Origin of the sequence: Streptomyces virginiae (assembly GCF_041432505.1) — a bacterium.
Classification (GTDB): Bacteria; Actinomycetota; Actinomycetes; order Streptomycetales; family Streptomycetaceae; genus Streptomyces; species Streptomyces virginiae_A.
Map to the genome: position 1 here is coordinate 5,665,786 of NZ_CP107871.1, position 15,905 is coordinate 5,681,690.

Sequence of the window (15,905 nt, forward strand, 5' to 3'; positions counted from 1 at the left end):
GGGTCGCCCGGCCGGGTTCGTCCGGTCGGGGCTGTCGGTGGGGGCGGCTAGCCTTTTCAGGTGCCCGCGCGTCCGCCCGCCCTCACCGACCCCGAGCAGCTCAAGGAGCTCCTCGGGATCCCTTTCACGCCCGAGCAGATGGCCTGTGTCACCGCCCCGCCCGCCCCCCAGGTCGTCGTCGCGGGCGCCGGCTCCGGCAAGACCACCGTCATGGCCGCCCGTGTCTTCTGGCTCGTCGGCACCGGCGCGGTCGCGCCCGAGCAGGTGCTCGGCCTGACCTTCACCAACAAGGCCGCCGGTGAGCTGTCCGAGCGCGTACGCAAGGCCCTGGCGCGCGCCGGCATCACCGACCCGGACCCCTCCCCGGCCGACGCGGACGCGGTCGGCGGCGAGCCCCGCATCTCCACCTACCACGCCTTCGCCGGGCAGCTCCTGAAGGACCACGGCCTGCGCATCGGCCTGGAGCCCAGCTCCCGGCTGCTCGCCGACGCCACCCGCTTCCAGCTCGCGGCGAAGGTGCTGCGCGAGGCCCCCGGCCCGTACCCCTCGCTCACCAAATCGGTCCCCGACCTGGTCGGCGACCTCCTCGCGCTCGACGGGGAGCTCTCCGAGCACCTGGTCGAGCCGGAGCACCTGCGCCTGCACGACACCGAGCTGCTGGGCGTGCTCGCCGACACCAAGCTCACCAACGAGGACCTCCGCAAGGTCCCGGAGGCCGTGCGCGGCCGCCTCGAACTGCTGGAACTGGTCGTCCGCTACCGCGCCGCCAAACGCTCCCGCGACCTCTTCGACTTCAGCGACCAGATAGCCCTCTCCGCGCAGCTCGCCACCACCCGGCCCGAGGTGGGGGCGCTGCTGCGGGAGGAGTTCCGGGTGGTCCTCCTCGACGAGTACCAGGACACCTCCGTCGCCCAGCGACTGCTGCTCTCCGGCCTCTTCGGCGCGGGCTCCGGCCACGCCGTGACCGCCGTCGGCGACCCCTGCCAGGCGATCTACGGCTGGCGCGGGGCCTCCGTCGCCAACCTCGACGACTTCCCGGAGCACTTCCCGCACGCCGACGGAACGCCCGCCACCCGGCTCTCCCTCAGCGAGAACCGGCGCAGCGGCGGCCGCCTGCTCGACCTGGCGAACGACCTCGCCGCCCCGCTGCGCGCCATGCACGAAGGCGTGGAGGCGCTGCGCCCGGCGCCGGGCGCGGAGGCCGCCGGGCAGGTCCGCTGCGCCCTGCTGGAGACCCACGCGCAGGAGCTCGACTGGCTCGGCGACTCCGTCGCCCACCTGGTCCGCACCGGGACGGAGCCGCGCGAGATCGCCGTACTGTGCCGCTCCGCCGGGGACTTCGCGCAGATCCAGGCCGTACTGGTGGACCGGGACGTGCCCGTGGAGGTCGTCGGCCTCTCCGGGCTGCTGCACCTGCCCGAGGTCGCCGACCTCGTCGCCGTCTGCGAGGTCCTCCAGGACCCGGGCGCCAACGCCTCCCTCGTCCGCCTCCTGATCGGCCCGCGCTGGCGGATCGGCGCGCGCGACCTGGCCCTGCTGGGCCGCCGGGCGCGGCTCCTGGTGGGCCGCGCGCCCGCCGAGGCCGACCCGGACGAACGGCTCGCGGCGGCCGTGGAGGGCGTGGACCCGGCGGAGATCGTGTCGCTGGCCGACGCCCTGGAGACCTTCCTCGACGGCGCCGGACAGGCCCCGGACGACCTCCCCTTCTCGGCGGAGGCCCGGGTCCGCTTCGCGCACCTCGCCCAGGAACTGCGCGACCTGCGGCGCTCGCTCGCCGACCCGCTGATGGACGTCCTGCACCGGGTGCTGACCGCCACCGGCCTGGAGGTGGAGCTGTCGGCCTCCCCGCACGCGCTCGCGGCCCGCCGCCGCGAGACGCTGTCGAACTTCATGGACGTCGCGGCCGGTTTCGCCGCCCTGGACGGCGAGGCCACGCTGCTGGCCTTCCTGGCGTTCCTGCGCACGGCCGCCCAGTACGAGAAGGGCCTGGACCACGCACTGCCGGGCGGCGAGAACACGGTCAAGGTGCTCACCGCCCACAAGTCCAAGGGCCTGGAGTGGGACGTGGTGGTGGTCCCCGACCTGTGCGCGGGCGCCTTCCCGAAGGAGAAGCCGCCGGAGGCCTGGACCTCGTACGCGAAGGTCCTCCCGTACGCGCTGCGCGGCGACGCCCCCACCCTGCCCGGGGACCCGGCCTGGACCTCGGCGGGCCTGAAGGCCTTCAAGGCCGCGCTCAAGGACCACAAGGCGGTGGAGGAGCTCCGCCTCGGCTACGTGACCTTCACCCGGCCGCGCTCCCTGCTGCTGGCCTCGGGCCACTGGTGGGGGCCGAGCCAGAAGAAGCGCCGCGGCCCGTCGGCGTTCCTGGAAGCCCTGTACGAGCACTGCGCGGCCGGTTTCGGCGAGATCGAGGCCTGGGCGGACGAGCCCGACCCCACCGCCGAGAACCCGGCCCTGTCCGGCGAGTCCGCCCCGGACCACTCCTGGCCCCTCCCGCTCGACCCGTACTCCCTGACCCTGCGCCGCGCGGCCGCCGCCCTGGTGGAGTCCTACCTCGCGGCCCCGCCCCCGGAGGAGGAGCCCTACCTCTGGCCCCCGGACTGCGAGGAGCCGTGGCCGGCCGAAGACCCCTGGGAGCCACCCCCGACCGAGGACACCTGGCCCCCCGAGTCCGACGCCCGGGTGCCGGAGCCCACCGCCCCGGCCCCCGGCACCCGACCCACGGGCCGAGTGGACGACCCCGGCGCGCCTCCGGCCGGCACCCGGCCCTCGGGTCCTTCCGCCGACGGCACCCGGCCCGCCGGTCCGGCCTTCGACGACCCCTGGGCGGGCGACGCCTGGGCACGCCCGGGGCACGGCATCCCGTCCGCACCGCGCCCCGCCGACGCGGCCGACGTGGCCGGACCCGACTTCGACGACCCCTGGGCCGGCGAGGCCTGGGGCGAAGCCCTGCCCGGGGACGGCGCGACCGCGCGGGCTCCCCACGGGGCCACCTCGGGTGGGACCACCGCCGGGAGGCGACCCGGCGCCGTCGTGCCCGGCCCGCAGGACGACGACCTCTGGCCGGAGGCCGACCTCTGGGCCTCCGCCGCGCCCGACGAGGATCTCTGGGCGGCCGAGGCGGCCCCGCCCGCGGCCGCCACACGTTCCGTTGCCGGAAGGCGGCCCGGCACGGCAGTGCCCGCCGACCCCGCACACCCCGCCGGGAGGCACGGCGGCGACCTGGTTCCCGAAGAGGCCCGCGCCGTCGCCTCCTGGGACCGGGATCTCGACGCCCTGGAGGGCGAGCTGCGCCGTGCCCGCGCGGCCGTCCGGGACGTCGAGCTGCCCTCCGCCCTGTCCGCCAGCCAGCTGCTCCGGCTCGCCGCCGACGAGCAGGGCTTCGTACGCGACCTCGCCCGCCCCATGCCGCGCCCCCCGCAGCCCGCCGCCCGCCAGGGCACCCGGTTCCACGCCTGGGTGGAGTCCCGGTTCGACGAGCTGCCCCTGCCGTTCCTCGACGTCCTCGACCCCGTCGCCGACCTCCCCGGCGCAGGCTCCGACCAGGAGATCGCCGACGAGGCCGACCTCGACTCCCTCAAGGCCGCCTTCGAGCGCAGCCCGTACGCGGACCGGCCGCCCCACCGCATGGAGGCCCCGGTCCAGCTCACCCTCGCCGGCCGGGTCGTGCGCGGCCGGATCGACGCCGTCTACAAGAACCCGGACGGCTCGTACGAGATCGTCGACTGGAAGACCGGCCGCACCACCGAGGCCGACCCGCTCCAGCTCGCGGTCTACCGCGTGGCCTGGGCCGAGGCCACGAACACCCCCCTCGACCGGGTCACCGCCGCCTTCCTGCACGTCCGCAGCGGGCGCGTGATCCGCCCCCGCAACCTCCCGGACCGAGCCCGCCTTGAGCGGATCCTCCAAGGCGAATCGGACCCGGACGGTGACCATCAGGCGGACAGCTAGGCTCGTGGGCATGAGCGACACCCCGCCGGACAGCGTCGTCCGCACGTACATCGACACCCACCGCGCCGCCTTCCTCGACGACCTCGCCGAGTGGCTCCGCATTCCCTCCGTCTCGGCCCAGCCCGAGCACGCGGGCGACGTACGCCGCAGCGCCGAATGGCTCGCGGCCAAGCTCAAGGAGACCGGCTTCCCGGTCGCCGAGGTGTGGGAGACCCCCGGCGCTCCCGCCGTCTTCGCGCACTGGCCGAGCGAGGACCCGCACGCCCCGACCGTCCTCGTGTACGGGCACCACGACGTGCAGCCCGCCGCCCTCGCCGACGGCTGGCACACGGATCCGTTCGAGCCGGTGGTCCGGGACGGCCGCATGTACGCGCGCGGCGCCGCCGACGACAAGGGGCAGGTGTTCTTCCACACCCTCGGGGTGCGGGCGCACCTGGCCGCCACCGGCGCCGCCGCTCCCGCCGTGCACCTCAAGCTCCTCATCGAGGGCGAGGAGGAGTCCGGCTCCCCGAACTTCCGCGCCCTGGTCGAGGCCCGCGCCGCCGAGCTCGCCGCCGACGTCGTGATCGTCTCCGACACCGGCATGTGGTCCGAGACCACGCCCACCGTCTGCACCGGCATGCGCGGCGTCGCCGACTGCGAGATCGACTTCCACGGCCCGGACCAGGACATCCACTCCGGCGCCTTCGGCGGGGCCGTGCCCAACCCGGCCACCGCCGCCGCCCGCCTGGTCGCGGCCCTGCACGACGCCGACGGGCGGGTCACGATCCCCGGCTTCTACGACAACATCGCCGAGCTGACGGACGCGGAACGCGCGCTCATCGCCGAGCTGCCCTTCGACGAGTCCGAGTGGCTGCGTACGGCCAAGTCCCACGCGGCCGCGGGCGAGGCCGGGTACTCCACCCTGGAACGCGTCTGGGCCCGCCCCACGGCCGAGGTCAACGGCATCGGCGGCGGCTACCAAGGCCCCGGCGGCAAGACCATCGTGCCCGCCTCCGCCCACGTCAAGCTGTCGTTCCGCCTGGTGTCCGGCCAGGACCCGTACGAGGTCGAGGCGGCCGTCCGGGACTGGGTCGCGGCCGGGATCCCCGACGGGATCCGGCACTCCATCACCTTCGGCGCGCCCACCCGCCCGTGCCTGACCCCGCTGGACCACCCGGCCCTGCAGTCGGTCGTCCGAGCCATGGGCCGCGCCTTCGGCGAGAAGATCCGCTTCACGCGGGAGGGCGGCTCCGGCCCCGCCGCGGACCTCCAGGACGTCCTGGACGCGCCCGTCCTCTTCCTCGGCATCTCGGTGCCGTCCGACGGCTGGCACTCGCCGAACGAGAAGGTCGAGCTGGACCTCCTGCTCAAGGGCGTCGAGACGACCGCGTACCTGTGGGGAGACCTGGCCGCCCATCACCACCACCGCACCACCGCCTGACACCCGCACACACCTGCCGTACCGAGCCTGCCTGCCTGTCCCACCACCGGGGGAGTTGGAAGTACCTGTGAGCACCCATACCGAGCGCCCTCTCACCGAGCGCCCTCTTTCGCTCGCCGCGCCCAGCGGGATCGACCGCGCCGCGCACCACCGCCTCGACGAGGCGTGGCTCGCCGCGGCCTGGAGCCACCCGACGACCCGTGTCTTCGTCGTCTCCGGGGGCCAGGTCCTGATCGACGACACCGCCGACGGCGGTACCGGCATCGTGATGACCCCGGCCTTCGAGGCCCCGGTCACCGAGACCCACCGCTACTTCCTGGGCACCGACGAGGACGGCGTACGGTACTTCGCGCTGCAGAAGGACGCGCTGCCCGGCCGCATGGACCAGTCGGCCCGCCCGGCCGGCCTGCGGGAGGCCGGACTGCTGCTGTCCCCGCGCGACGCCGGGCTGATGGTGCACGCGGTGGCGCTGGAGAACTGGCAGCGGATGCACCGCTTCTGCTCGCGCTGCGGGGAGCGCACGGTGGTCGCGGCCGCCGGGCACATCCGCCGCTGCCCGGGCTGCGGCGCCGAGCACTACCCGCGCACCGACCCGGCCGTGATCATGCTGGTCACCGACGAGCACGACCGTGCGCTGCTGGGCCGCCAGGTGCACTGGCCGGAGGGCCGCTTCTCCACGCTGGCGGGGTTCGTGGAGCCGGGCGAGTCGATAGAGCAGTCCGTCATCCGCGAGGTGTGGGAGGAGGCGGGCGTCAAGGTCGGCGAGGTCGAGTACGTGGCCAGCCAGCCGTGGCCGTTCCCGTACAGCCTGATGCTGGGCTTCACGGCCCGCGCCACCAGCTCGGAGATCACGGTGGACGGCGAGGAGATCGAGGAGGCCCGCTGGTTCTCCCGTGAGGAGCTGCGCGCGGCGTTCGCGTCGGGCGAGGTGCTGCCCCCGTCGGGCATCTCCATCGCCGCCCGGCTCGTCGAGCTCTGGTACGGCGAGCCGCTGCCGAAGGCGGCCGCGTAACCTTCGTCACTTCCCCCGCTTTGTGACACGACGGAGGGCCCCCGCCTCGGCGGGGGCCCTCCGTCGTGCTCCGGTCTCGCCCGGTCCGCGCGGCCGATCAGACGGCGAGGGCCTGCTTGACCTGGGCCAGGCTCGGGTTGGTCATGACGGACTCGCTGCCTGCGGCGGACTTCACGAGCACGGTGGGAACCGTCTGGTTGCCGCCGTTGGCCTTCTCCACGAACGCGGCGGACTCCGGGTCGAGCTCGATGTTGATCTCGTTGTACGCGATGCCTTCCCGGTCCAGCTGGGTCTTCAGCCGACGGCAGTAGCCGCACCAGGTCGTGCTGTACATCGTGACGGTGCCCGTGTCCTGCATGCTGCGCTCTCCTTCGTGAGGGCTCGGTGGTCCGAGTACTCGAACGTACGGGACCCTGCGGCCATTCCCGTACGCTCGCCCGCACGCACCCGGTGTGACTGATACGACTGATTCGTGCTGCCTGTGGACAATTTTCCCGCCCGACTCAGGAGACCTGGCAGCATGGCGGGGTGACAGCAGCAACGCACTCCTCATCCTTCCCCGCCGCCGCCGACTCGGCGGACGCGGTGCTCCTGGGGCTAGACCCGGAGCAGCGCGAGGTCGCGACGACCCTGCGCGGGCCGGTGTGCGTGCTGGCGGGAGCCGGTACCGGCAAGACGCGCGCGATCACCCACCGCATCGCCTACGGGGTCCGGTCCGGGCAGCTCATGCCCGCGAGCGTGCTGGCCGTCACCTTCACCAACCGCGCCGCCGGCGAGATGCGCGGACGCCTGCGCACCCTGGGCGCGGGCGGGGTCCAGGCCCGCACCTTCCACTCCGCCGCCCTGCGCCAGCTCCAGTACTTCTGGCCGAAGGCGGTCGGCGGCGAGGTGCCCCGACTCCTGGAACGCAAGATCCAGTTCGTGGCCGAGGCCGGCGCGCGCTGCCGGATCCGCCTCGACCGCAACGAGCTCCGTGACGTCACGGGCGAGATCGAATGGGCGAAGGTCACCCAGACCGTGCCCGCCGACTACCCGGTGGCCGCCCTGAAGTCCGGTCGCGAGGCCCCTCGGGACCTGGCCGAGATCGCCCAGATCTACGGGACGTACGAACAGCTCAAGCGCGACCGCGGCATGATCGACTTCGAGGACGTGCTGCTCCTGACCGTCGGCATCCTCCAGGACCGTCACGACATCGCCGAGCAGATCCGCACCCAGTACCAGCACTTCGTCGTCGACGAGTACCAGGACGTCAGCCCGCTCCAGCAGCGGCTGCTGGACCTGTGGCTCGGCGAGCGCGACAGCCTCTGCGTCGTCGGTGACGCGAGCCAGACCATCTACTCCTTCACCGGCGCCACCCCCGACCACCTGCTGAACTTCCGCACCCGCTACCCGCAGGCCACGGTGGTCAAGCTGGTTCGCGACTACCGCTCCACCCCGCAGGTGGTCCACCTGGCCAACGGGCTCCTGAACCAGGCCAAGGGGCGGGCCGCCGAGCACCGGCTGGAGCTGATCTCGCAGCGCGAGGCCGGTCCCGACCCCGTCCACACCGAGTACGCGGACGAGCCCGCCGAGGCCGAGGGCGTCGCCCACCGGATCCGGGACCTGATCGCCGCGGGCGTCCCGGCGGGCGAGATCGCCGTGCTCTACCGGATCAACGCCCAGTCCGAGGTGTACGAGCAGGCCCTCGCCGACGCCGGGGTTCCGTACCAGCTGCGCGGGGCCGAGCGGTTCTTCGAGCGCCAGGAGGTCCAGAAGGCACTCCTCGCCCTGCGCGGAGCCGCCCGCTCCGGAGGGAACGACCCGCTGCTCGACGATGTCGTGGAGCTGGGCTCCCAGGTCCGGGCGGTGCTCAGCTCCACCGGCTGGAGCAGCGAGCCGCCGGCCGGCTCCGGCGCCGTGCGCGACCAGTGGGAATCGCTGGCCGCGCTGGTCCGGCTCGCCGAGGACTTCGCCCGGAGCCGGCCCGGGGCCACCCTGGCGGACCTCACGATCGAGCTGGAGGAGCGCAAGGCCGCCCAGCACGCCCCGACCGTGCAGGGCGTCACCCTGGCCTCGCTGCACGCCGCGAAGGGCCTGGAGTGGGACGCGGTGTTCCTGGTCGGCCTCACCGACGGCATGATGCCGATCACCTATGCGAAGACCGACGAGCAGGTCGAGGAGGAGCGGCGGCTGCTCTACGTCGGCGTCACCCGGGCGCGGGTGCACCTGAGCCTGTCCTGGGCGGTCTCCCGCGCCCCCGGCGGCCGGGCCTCCAGGCGCCCCAGCCGCTTCCTGAACGGCCTGCGGCCGGGCTCCGCGGCCCCGGGCGCCCGAGCGGGCTCCGCGGCCGAGCGAGGGCAGCGCAAGCGCGGGCCCCGCGGCCCGGTGCTGTGCCGGGTCTGCCGCAAGACCCTGACCGAGGCCGGCGAGCTGAAGCTGATGCGGTGTGAGGACTGCCCGTCCGACATGGACGAAGGTCTCTACGAGCGGCTGCGGGAGTGGCGCGCGGCCGAGTCGAAGCTGCAAGGCCTGCCCGCATACTGCGTCTTCACGGACAAGACGCTGATGGCGATCGCGGAGGCCGCTCCGTCCGAGGCGGGGGAGCTCTCGATGATCTCCGGGGTGGGTGGTCGTAAGCTTGACCGGTACGGAGCCGAGGTCCTGGCCATCTGCGCAGGTCAGGAGGTCGGGTCCGGGCATCCTGACGACGCGTAGAAACTCGTCGGAAAAATAGTTTGCACATGCCCAGCGAAGACCCATAGGTTCTTAGCAACGGAAACGGTGGCTTCTCCGAAGCCCTGGATCCGTGCTGTACTTATCCGAATACGTATGGGACAGGCCCTCGGGCCGAGTCCCCGAGACGCCGAGAGGAGGCGAGACCAGTGACCAGCTTCATGACCTTCACCAAAATGACCGATCGCTCGGTCGACGCTTCCTGCCTGCTCGGTTCCGTCTCCCTCCTGGGTACCGGTGTGTCCGCGATTTCCGCCGACCGCCCCGCCCTCCTGGCGACCCTTCCGGTCAGTGAGCGCAACGAGCGACCGACCCAGGCACCGGTGGCAGTACTGGCAGCAGAAGCGCAGACGCATGGCGCCTATGGATTCGCTGCCGCAGCCGGTGCCGGATCCCTGAAGAAGCAGACGAAGCAGCAGCACCACCTGATGTGGGCCTTCCGCGGGCTCGAACCCTGGAGTGATCCAGCCTGATCGCATGATCAGGCCGGCGCCTTCAGGGCCGCGGAACCCCACCCGGGATCCGCGGCCCTTCTGTTTGTCCCCGACCGGGGGCGACGGAGCGAAGGGGTCTCGGGACTGGCCTTGCCAGTCGGTGTGAGAGCACAACCCAGCCGAACCCGGCCGACCGGCCGGAACGACTAGCCGAACAAGACGAGGAAGAAACCACCGTGCAACTCGAAGCGCACGCCCCGTCCGTACCGCAGACCCAACTGAACTCCCCGCCCGCAGTCCCGGAGGCCCACACCTTGACCCCGCTCACCGCGCTGACCGCGCTCGACGACGCCATCGAGAACCTCGGCGTACCCGTCCCGTGCCGCACCTTCGACCCCGAGGTCTTCTTCGCCGAGTCCCCGGCGGACGTCGAGTACGCCAAGTCCCTCTGCCGCACCTGCCCGCTGGTCGAGGCCTGCCTCGCCGGTGCGATCGAGCGCCGCGAGCCCTGGGGTGTCTGGGGTGGCGAGCTCTTCGTCCAGGGTGTCGTCGTCGCCCGCAAGCGTCCCCGTGGCCGTCCGCGCAAGAACCCGGTTGTCGCGGCATGACCGCCATCGGAACCATCGACCGCCCCCTGACGCACGACCCCTTGAAGCAGGCCCTCATGACCTCCTACTCCACGAGCGAGCAGCCCCACGGCGCCGCCCACGCAGACTTCATCACCGCCGGCGCGATCACCTCGCGTCAGAACAGGACCCGCGAAATGCAACTCATCCCAGAAGCCCTGGCTCGCGCCCATATGGACGACCGCATGCGTGAGGTGGACGCCGAGCGTCACGCCGTGCGCCTGGTCGCCGCCCGCCGCATGCAGCGGCGTGCCGAGCGCGTCTCCCTGCGCGCCCGGCGCGCGCTGGCCATGGCCGTCATGCAGTAAGAGCTGAAAGCAGCATCCCCCGGGGGGACCGGTCCGCACGGACCGGTCCCCCCGGTGCGTTGCGCGGGGCTGTCCGCCCCGGACGGGGATATCGTCTGGAGGTGGACCAGCCGACTCCCCACCCCGGCCCGTCGGGATCCGAGGCCCAGCCCGTCGTCTGCACGGGTTGCGGCGCCAAGGCCCCGGGCGAGATCCCACCCACCTGGACCTGTTCGGTGGAGAACGGGACCAGACAGTACTTCTGCGTCGACTGCGCGCGCGCCAACCTCCGGGCGATCGAGGGCAGGCTCGACTCGTCCTGGTGGTGACGCGCCCACGCCGTCACGCGCGTCACCCCTCGGAGGCGAACCCCGGCAGCCAGGTGTCCAGTTCGTCCCGCAGCCGCACCGTCGCGCCCAGCTGGCACAGCACCCCGATGGTGCTCAACGTCACGCGGTGGATCAGCAGGTAGGAGGGCGGCAGGTTGATCTGCCGGCCCAACTGGTGCGCGGGGGAGCGGGGATCGGCGATCCGCGCCGCCTGGCCGCGCAGCCAGGTCCGGGTGAAGGTGAACTCCTCGGCCTCGGCGGGCTCGATGATCGGCTTGAGGTAGTCCAGCACCGCGTCGGGCTCCAGCTCGACGGACTCCTTCACGAACCCCTCGGCGCACAGGTGCCCGTAGACCCCCTCGGCGTCACCGTCCAGCGTCATCCGCAGCGACCTGCCGATGGGCTTGGGCCAGCCCCCGGGCAGCCGGTCGACCGTGCCGAAGTCCAGGACTCCCAGCCGTGTCCGGCCGTCCGCCCCCGGTATCAGCCGGAAGTTGCCCGGGTGCGGGTCGGCGTGCAGCAGGCCGGTGCGCGCCGGACCGGAGAACAGGAACCCGGCCAGCAGCTGTCCGGCGCGATCCCGCTCCTCCTGGGTGCCGTCGGCTATCACCTCCGACAGCGGGGTCCCTTCCATCCACTCGGTCACCAGCACCTGGTCGCCCTGGTGCACGACGTCCGGCACGACCACGTCCGGGTCGTCCACGAAGGCGTCCGCGTGCGTCCGTTGGGCCTCGGCCTCCAGCTCGTAGTCGAGCTCCTCCGCGACCCGGTCCCGCAACTCCTTGATCAGCGGCTTGATCTCCATGCCGGGGATCAGCGGACCCAGCAGTCCCGCGAACCGGCCCAGCTGCTTCAGGTCCGACAGCAGCGCCTCGCCGGCCCCCGGGTACTGGACCTTGACGGCCACCTGCCGGCCGTCGTGCCACACCGCCCGGTGCACCTGCCCGATGGAGGCCGCCGCGGCCGGCTTGTCCTCGAACTCCTCGAACAGGTCCCGCCAGTCCGCGCCCAGACGGTCCGCCAGTACCTGGTGCACCGTCGCCGCGGGCAGCGGCGGGGCCGCCTCCTGCAGCTTGGTCAGCGCCGCCCGGTAGGGTCCCGCGACCTCCTCGGGCAGAGCCGACTCGAAGACCGACAGGGCCTGCCCGAACTTCATGGCACCGCCCTTCAGCTCCCCGAGGGTGCGGAACAACTGCTCGGCGGTGCGCTGCTGGAGTTCGCGCGCCACGATCTCCGCGGACTTGCCCCCGATCCGCTTGCCCAGCCCCCACGTGGCCCGGCCCGCGATGCCGAGTGGCAGCGCGGCCAGCTTGACGGTACGGGTGACCGCCTTCCGGGGAAGATCAGACATACGCCCCTCCATGTCCCAGACAGCTGCGCCGCTGACGGCGGATTCAGGAAGGGATCCGCCGTCCCGACAGCCTCAACGCATCCTGTCATGGCCCTCCCGGCCGCTCCCCGCCCGTGCCTCCTCAGGTGACGCACCCGCCCCGCAAGGGCACTCGGGATGCGGGCGGACCGGGTCGGATTCCCAATGCAGGGTGGGGAGGGCCGCCTCCCAGCGGGAGGCGGTGCAAGCGGGCAACTGTCCGTCGAGGAAGGCCAACGCGTGGGCCGCCGCCAGTCCGGCCACCGCCGTGGACAGGCCCAGGTCGCAGGCCGCGCTCGCGCGGCGGCGGTGGGCGGAGCGCCACTGCACCAGCATCCTGGGCCAGGCCGCGTCCCGGTCCACCCGGTCACGCTCCATGCACCCCGCGCAGGCCGTCGAACCCGGCAGCACCAGCGGCCCCACCAACCCCGTCCCCTCCAACACCCCCGCGTACAGGTGCGGGATGCCCGCGGCGACCCAGTCCGCCGCGGCGTCAGGATCCGGCGCCCAGGCCTGAAGCCCGTCCCGAGGCGCGACGATCACCAGGGCCAGCCCCGGCTCCGCCCCCTGCTCCTCGCCGACCCGCGGGGTGCGCCCCGGGGCCGACTCGCGCACCAGCCTGCCCGCGGACTCGGCCCGCGGCCGGCCCACGCTCCCGGGGTCCAGCCCGCCCGGCGCGATGTCCGCCGGCTCCACCCGGCCGCCGTCGAGCACCTCGACCCGGCCCACCCCGGCTCCCGCCAGGACCGCGGCGATCACCGCCCCCACCCGGCCGCTCCCGCGCACCCGGACCCGTATCGCCCGGCGGGCGGCGATCCCCCGTAGGTCCCCACCCGGCTCCCGGCGGACCAGGGACAGCGAACCGAGGTCGGGCCCCAGCCGTTCCACGGTCTCCGGATACGCGCGCAGGGCCTGGGCCCGGGGCCCGCCCGCCGTGGCGTCGTCGAGCAGACCGGCTCCCGCCAGCGTCCTGACCACCTCGTCGGCCCGGCCGTCCGGCAGCCCCATCCCCGAGGCCTCGGTCCGCAGCAGCTCCATCCCCCGGGTCCCGTCGATCCGGTCGATCAGCGTGCCCGTCGCCGTGTCCACGGGGCCGAGCACCACCGCGTGGGCGGGTGTCACCCCGAACTGAACCGTCTGAAGATCCCGCCATGCCCGCGCCAACGCCGGCTTCACCTTCGGATACATGTCCGGTCCCCCTCGATATCCCGTGCGCAGTCGCACCGTCCGTTTCCCGCTCTTCCGCCACAGTGCCCGCCCACCGGAATCGGCGCAGGAATTTGTCCACAGGTGCGAGGTATTAGGCATATGAGATGAAGGGAAATAGGGTTCCGGAAATCGGCTGTGAATCCCTCGTGTTCGAACCGCGGACGGGCGGGACTTCCGCCACCACGACCGGGTACCGTCGTGGCGTGTCCGCCGACCCACCGCAGCGCGCCGTCGAAGTCCGCCGGAGCGCGCGCCGCCGCAGGACCGTATCCGCCTATCGCGAGGGTGACCGTACGGTCGTGCTCATCCCTGCCCGGATGTCCGAGGCGGAGGAGCAGCGCTGGGTGGGGGTCATGCTCGACAAGCTGGCCGCGCAGGAGAGCAGGCGCACCTTCGGGGACGCGGAGCTCACCGAGCGGGCCGCGCAGCTGTCCGAGCAGTACTTCGAGGGCCGGGCCCGCCCCCGCACGGTCCGCTGGGTCACCAACCAGAACACCCGCTGGGGCTCCTGCACCCCCGCCGAAGGCAGCATCCGGCTCTCGCACCGGCTCCAGGGGATGCCCGAGTACGTCGTCGACTACGTGCTCCTGCACGAGCTCGCCCACCTCCTCGTACCCGGCCACGGACCCCGCTTCTGGGAACTGCTGGAGGCGTACCCGCGCACCGAGCGGGCCCGCGGCTACCTGGAGGGCGTGGTCGCCGCCGAGCGACTGCCGAAGGTCCCCGCCGCCCGCGAGGAATGAGCCCGCCGGCCCGACCCCCGGCCCGACCCTCGGCCCACCCGCCGGCCCGCCGGCCGTCGCGCATGCCGCACGCAGGGTTTTGTACCGGGTCGGTACCGGCTTGGCCGGATGTCGGCAATTGCCGTTAGCCTGAGCGGCACGCATTCACAGTCGGGATGGGGGACGGTCGTACGTATGGCCAGGGAATTCCAACGCGGCCACAAGGCCAAGATCAGTGATCTCACGGCGGGCACCGATCTGTACGTAGGCGTCCAGATCGCAGGATCAGGACTCGCCTTCGACATCAGCTGTTTCGGCCTCGACGCCAACGAGCAGCTGTCGGACGACCGTTACTTCGTCTTCTTCAATCAGCCGAAGTCGCCGGAAGAGTCCATTCAACAACTCGGTGCGCAGTCGGGCGACACCGAATCCTTCCGGGTGACGCTGGACCGCATTCCGGCATCCATCCACAAACTGTCCTTCACCGCCACCATCGACGGTGCCGGACAGATGTCGCAGATCGGCCCCGGCTACATCCGGATCGTGGCCGGCGGCGAAGAGGTCGTCCGGTACGCGTTCACCGGTGCGGAGTTCACCACCGAGCGGGCCGTGATGCTCGGCGACTTCTACCTGAAGGACGTGTGGCGCTTCGCCGCCGTCGGTCAGGGCTTCGACGGCGGCCTCGACGCGCTGCTGCGGAACTTCGGCGGCGAGGTCGCCGAGGAGGCACCGCCGGCGCAGCAGGCCCCGGCCGCCGCCTCGCCCGGCTTCGCCCCGCCGCCGCAGGCGGCCGCCCCGGCCCCGTCCTTCGGCGCCCCGGCCTCGGCCCCGCAGGCCCCGGCCCCCGCGCCGTCCTTCGGCGCGCCCGTGCCCGCGCCCGGCGCCGTCCCGCAGCCGCAGTACCAGCAGCCCGCGGCCCCGGCCCCGGTGCACGCCGCGCCCACCATGGCCGCGCCGCTCGCCCCGCCGGCCCCCGCCCCGTACGGCCAGCCGCCGCAGCCCTCGTACGGCCAGGTCCCCGGACAGGTGCCGGGCCAGGTGCCCGGCCAGTACCCCGGTCAGGTCCCGCCGCCCGCCCCGGCCCCCGCCCCCTACGGGCAGCAGCCGGGCTACGGCCAGGTCCCCGGCCAGCAGCCGGGCTACGCCCCGCAGGGCGTACCCGCCGCCGGCGCGGGCCTCGCCGCCGCGCTCCAGCCGTACAAGGAAGCCCCCACGGGCACCCGCTGGACCCCGCAGAACCAGCAGCTCATGCGGGTCGACCTCGCGATGGGCGGCCAGGCCGTCCTCGCCCGCCAGGGCAGCATGGTCCTGTACCAGGGCAAGGTCGACTTCAGCTACAAGGGCGCGGGCTTCGCCGGCCGCATCGTCGGCAACGCCACCGGCCAGGAGATGCAGCTCATGCGCTGCACCGGCCGCGGTCAGGTCTTCCTCGCGGAGAACGGCGCCCACCTGCACGCCATCGAGCTGCAGGGCGACGGGATCTGCGTCTCCGCCGAGGCCGTCCTCGCCTTCGACGAGTCGCTCCAGCACGAGGTGCGCCGCATCGAGGGCCACGGCATCCCCGGCGGCGCCCTGTTCACCATGCAGTTCCAGGGCACCGGCACGGTCATCGTCAAGACGCACGGCGTCCCGGTGGTCCTGCCCGTCACCCCGACCACCTTCGCGGACAGCAACGCCATCGTCGCGTGGTCCTCCGCCTCGCAGGTGATCATTTCCAGTCAGGTCCGGCTGCGGCGCAACGCCTACCCCGGCCACAGCGGGGAGACCGTGAACCTCCAGTTCCGCGGCGCTCCCGGCAACTTCATCGTCGTCCAGCCGTACGAGGTCTGAG

At 73.1% G+C, this 15,905-nt stretch carries 13 protein-coding genes; 10 read left to right on the top strand and 3 right to left on the bottom strand.

Annotated features, from left to right (window positions below; genetic code table 11):
- The first annotated feature begins 60 nt into the window (after positions 1–60).
- Genes OG624_RS26560 through nudC form a run of 3 tightly spaced genes read left to right on the top strand, consistent with a single transcriptional unit; the run spans position 61 to position 6,386 of the window.
- Positions 61–3,951, top strand: a complete 3,891-nt coding sequence (locus OG624_RS26560) for a UvrD-helicase domain-containing protein (RefSeq protein WP_371639918.1) — start codon at positions 61–63, stop codon at positions 3,949–3,951.
- Between the two features lie 10 nt (positions 3,952–3,961).
- A complete protein-coding gene (locus OG624_RS26565; RefSeq protein ID WP_033219054.1) occupies positions 3,962–5,374 on the top strand; it encodes a dipeptidase in 1,413 nt (470 codons plus the stop codon).
- Between the two features lie 55 nt (positions 5,375–5,429).
- Positions 5,430–6,386 (top strand): NAD(+) diphosphatase, encoded by a 957-nt coding sequence (nudC, locus tag OG624_RS26570; protein ID WP_199920688.1) that lies wholly within the window; start codon positions 5,430–5,432, stop codon positions 6,384–6,386.
- 97 nt (positions 6,387–6,483) lie between these two features.
- On the opposite strand, the gene OG624_RS26575 is transcribed toward nudC, so the two are convergent.
- Positions 6,484–6,744, bottom strand: a complete 261-nt coding sequence (locus OG624_RS26575; protein ID WP_030011087.1) for a mycoredoxin — start codon at positions 6,742–6,744, stop codon at positions 6,484–6,486.
- A 170-nt stretch (positions 6,745–6,914) separates the two neighbouring features.
- Between OG624_RS26575 and OG624_RS26580 the strand changes: the two genes are divergently transcribed.
- The 5 genes from OG624_RS26580 to OG624_RS26600 all read left to right on the top strand — a co-directional run bounded on the left by OG624_RS26580 (position 6,915) and on the right by OG624_RS26600 (position 10,774).
- On the top strand, positions 6,915–9,080 hold the full coding sequence (locus OG624_RS26580; RefSeq protein WP_167745536.1) for an ATP-dependent DNA helicase UvrD2: 2,166 nt from the start codon (positions 6,915–6,917) through the stop codon (positions 9,078–9,080).
- A 167-nt stretch (positions 9,081–9,247) separates the two neighbouring features.
- Positions 9,248–9,571: a hypothetical protein gene (locus OG624_RS26585; RefSeq protein WP_371588414.1), complete on the top strand. Its 324-nt coding sequence runs from the start codon at positions 9,248–9,250 to the stop codon at positions 9,569–9,571.
- 197 nt (positions 9,572–9,768) lie between these two features.
- Positions 9,769–10,140 carry a WhiB family transcriptional regulator gene (locus OG624_RS26590; protein ID WP_033218581.1) on the top strand — a complete coding sequence of 124 codons (372 nt, stop codon included), beginning with the start codon at positions 9,769–9,771 and terminating at the stop codon, positions 10,138–10,140.
- Positions 10,137–10,466 carry a hypothetical protein gene (locus OG624_RS26595; protein ID WP_033218583.1) on the top strand — a complete coding sequence of 110 codons (330 nt, stop codon included), beginning with the start codon at positions 10,137–10,139 and terminating at the stop codon, positions 10,464–10,466. The genes OG624_RS26590 and OG624_RS26595 overlap by 4 nt, the downstream gene beginning before the upstream one ends.
- A 101-nt stretch (positions 10,467–10,567) precedes the next feature.
- The gene (locus OG624_RS26600; RefSeq protein WP_030711716.1) at positions 10,568–10,774 is read left to right on the top strand and encodes a hypothetical protein; all 207 of its coding nucleotides are present in this window, start codon (positions 10,568–10,570) and stop codon (positions 10,772–10,774) included.
- A 22-nt stretch (positions 10,775–10,796) separates the two neighbouring features.
- Here the strand turns inward: OG624_RS26600 and OG624_RS26605 are convergent, their stop codons facing one another.
- Entirely contained in the window at positions 10,797–12,125 is a 1,329-nt protein-coding gene (locus OG624_RS26605) for an ABC1 kinase family protein (protein ID WP_033218588.1), read from the bottom strand.
- 72 nt (positions 12,126–12,197) lie between these two features.
- Positions 12,198–13,331 carry a ThiF family adenylyltransferase gene (locus OG624_RS26610; protein WP_051763100.1) on the bottom strand — a complete coding sequence of 378 codons (1,134 nt, stop codon included), beginning with the start codon at positions 13,329–13,331 and terminating at the stop codon, positions 12,198–12,200.
- A gap of 125 nt (positions 13,332–13,456) precedes the next feature.
- Here OG624_RS26610 and OG624_RS26615 point away from each other — a divergent pair, with 125 nt between their 5' ends.
- Both OG624_RS26615 and OG624_RS26620 read left to right on the top strand, forming a co-directional pair.
- On the top strand, positions 13,457–14,095 hold the full coding sequence (locus OG624_RS26615; RefSeq protein ID WP_371588416.1) for a M48 metallopeptidase family protein: 639 nt from the start codon (positions 13,457–13,459) through the stop codon (positions 14,093–14,095).
- A 174-nt stretch (positions 14,096–14,269) separates the two neighbouring features.
- Complete coding sequence (locus OG624_RS26620) at positions 14,270–15,904, top strand: TerD family protein (RefSeq protein ID WP_033218589.1); 1,635 nt, start codon at positions 14,270–14,272, stop codon at positions 15,902–15,904.
- The last annotated feature ends 1 nt before the right edge of the window (position 15,905 follow it).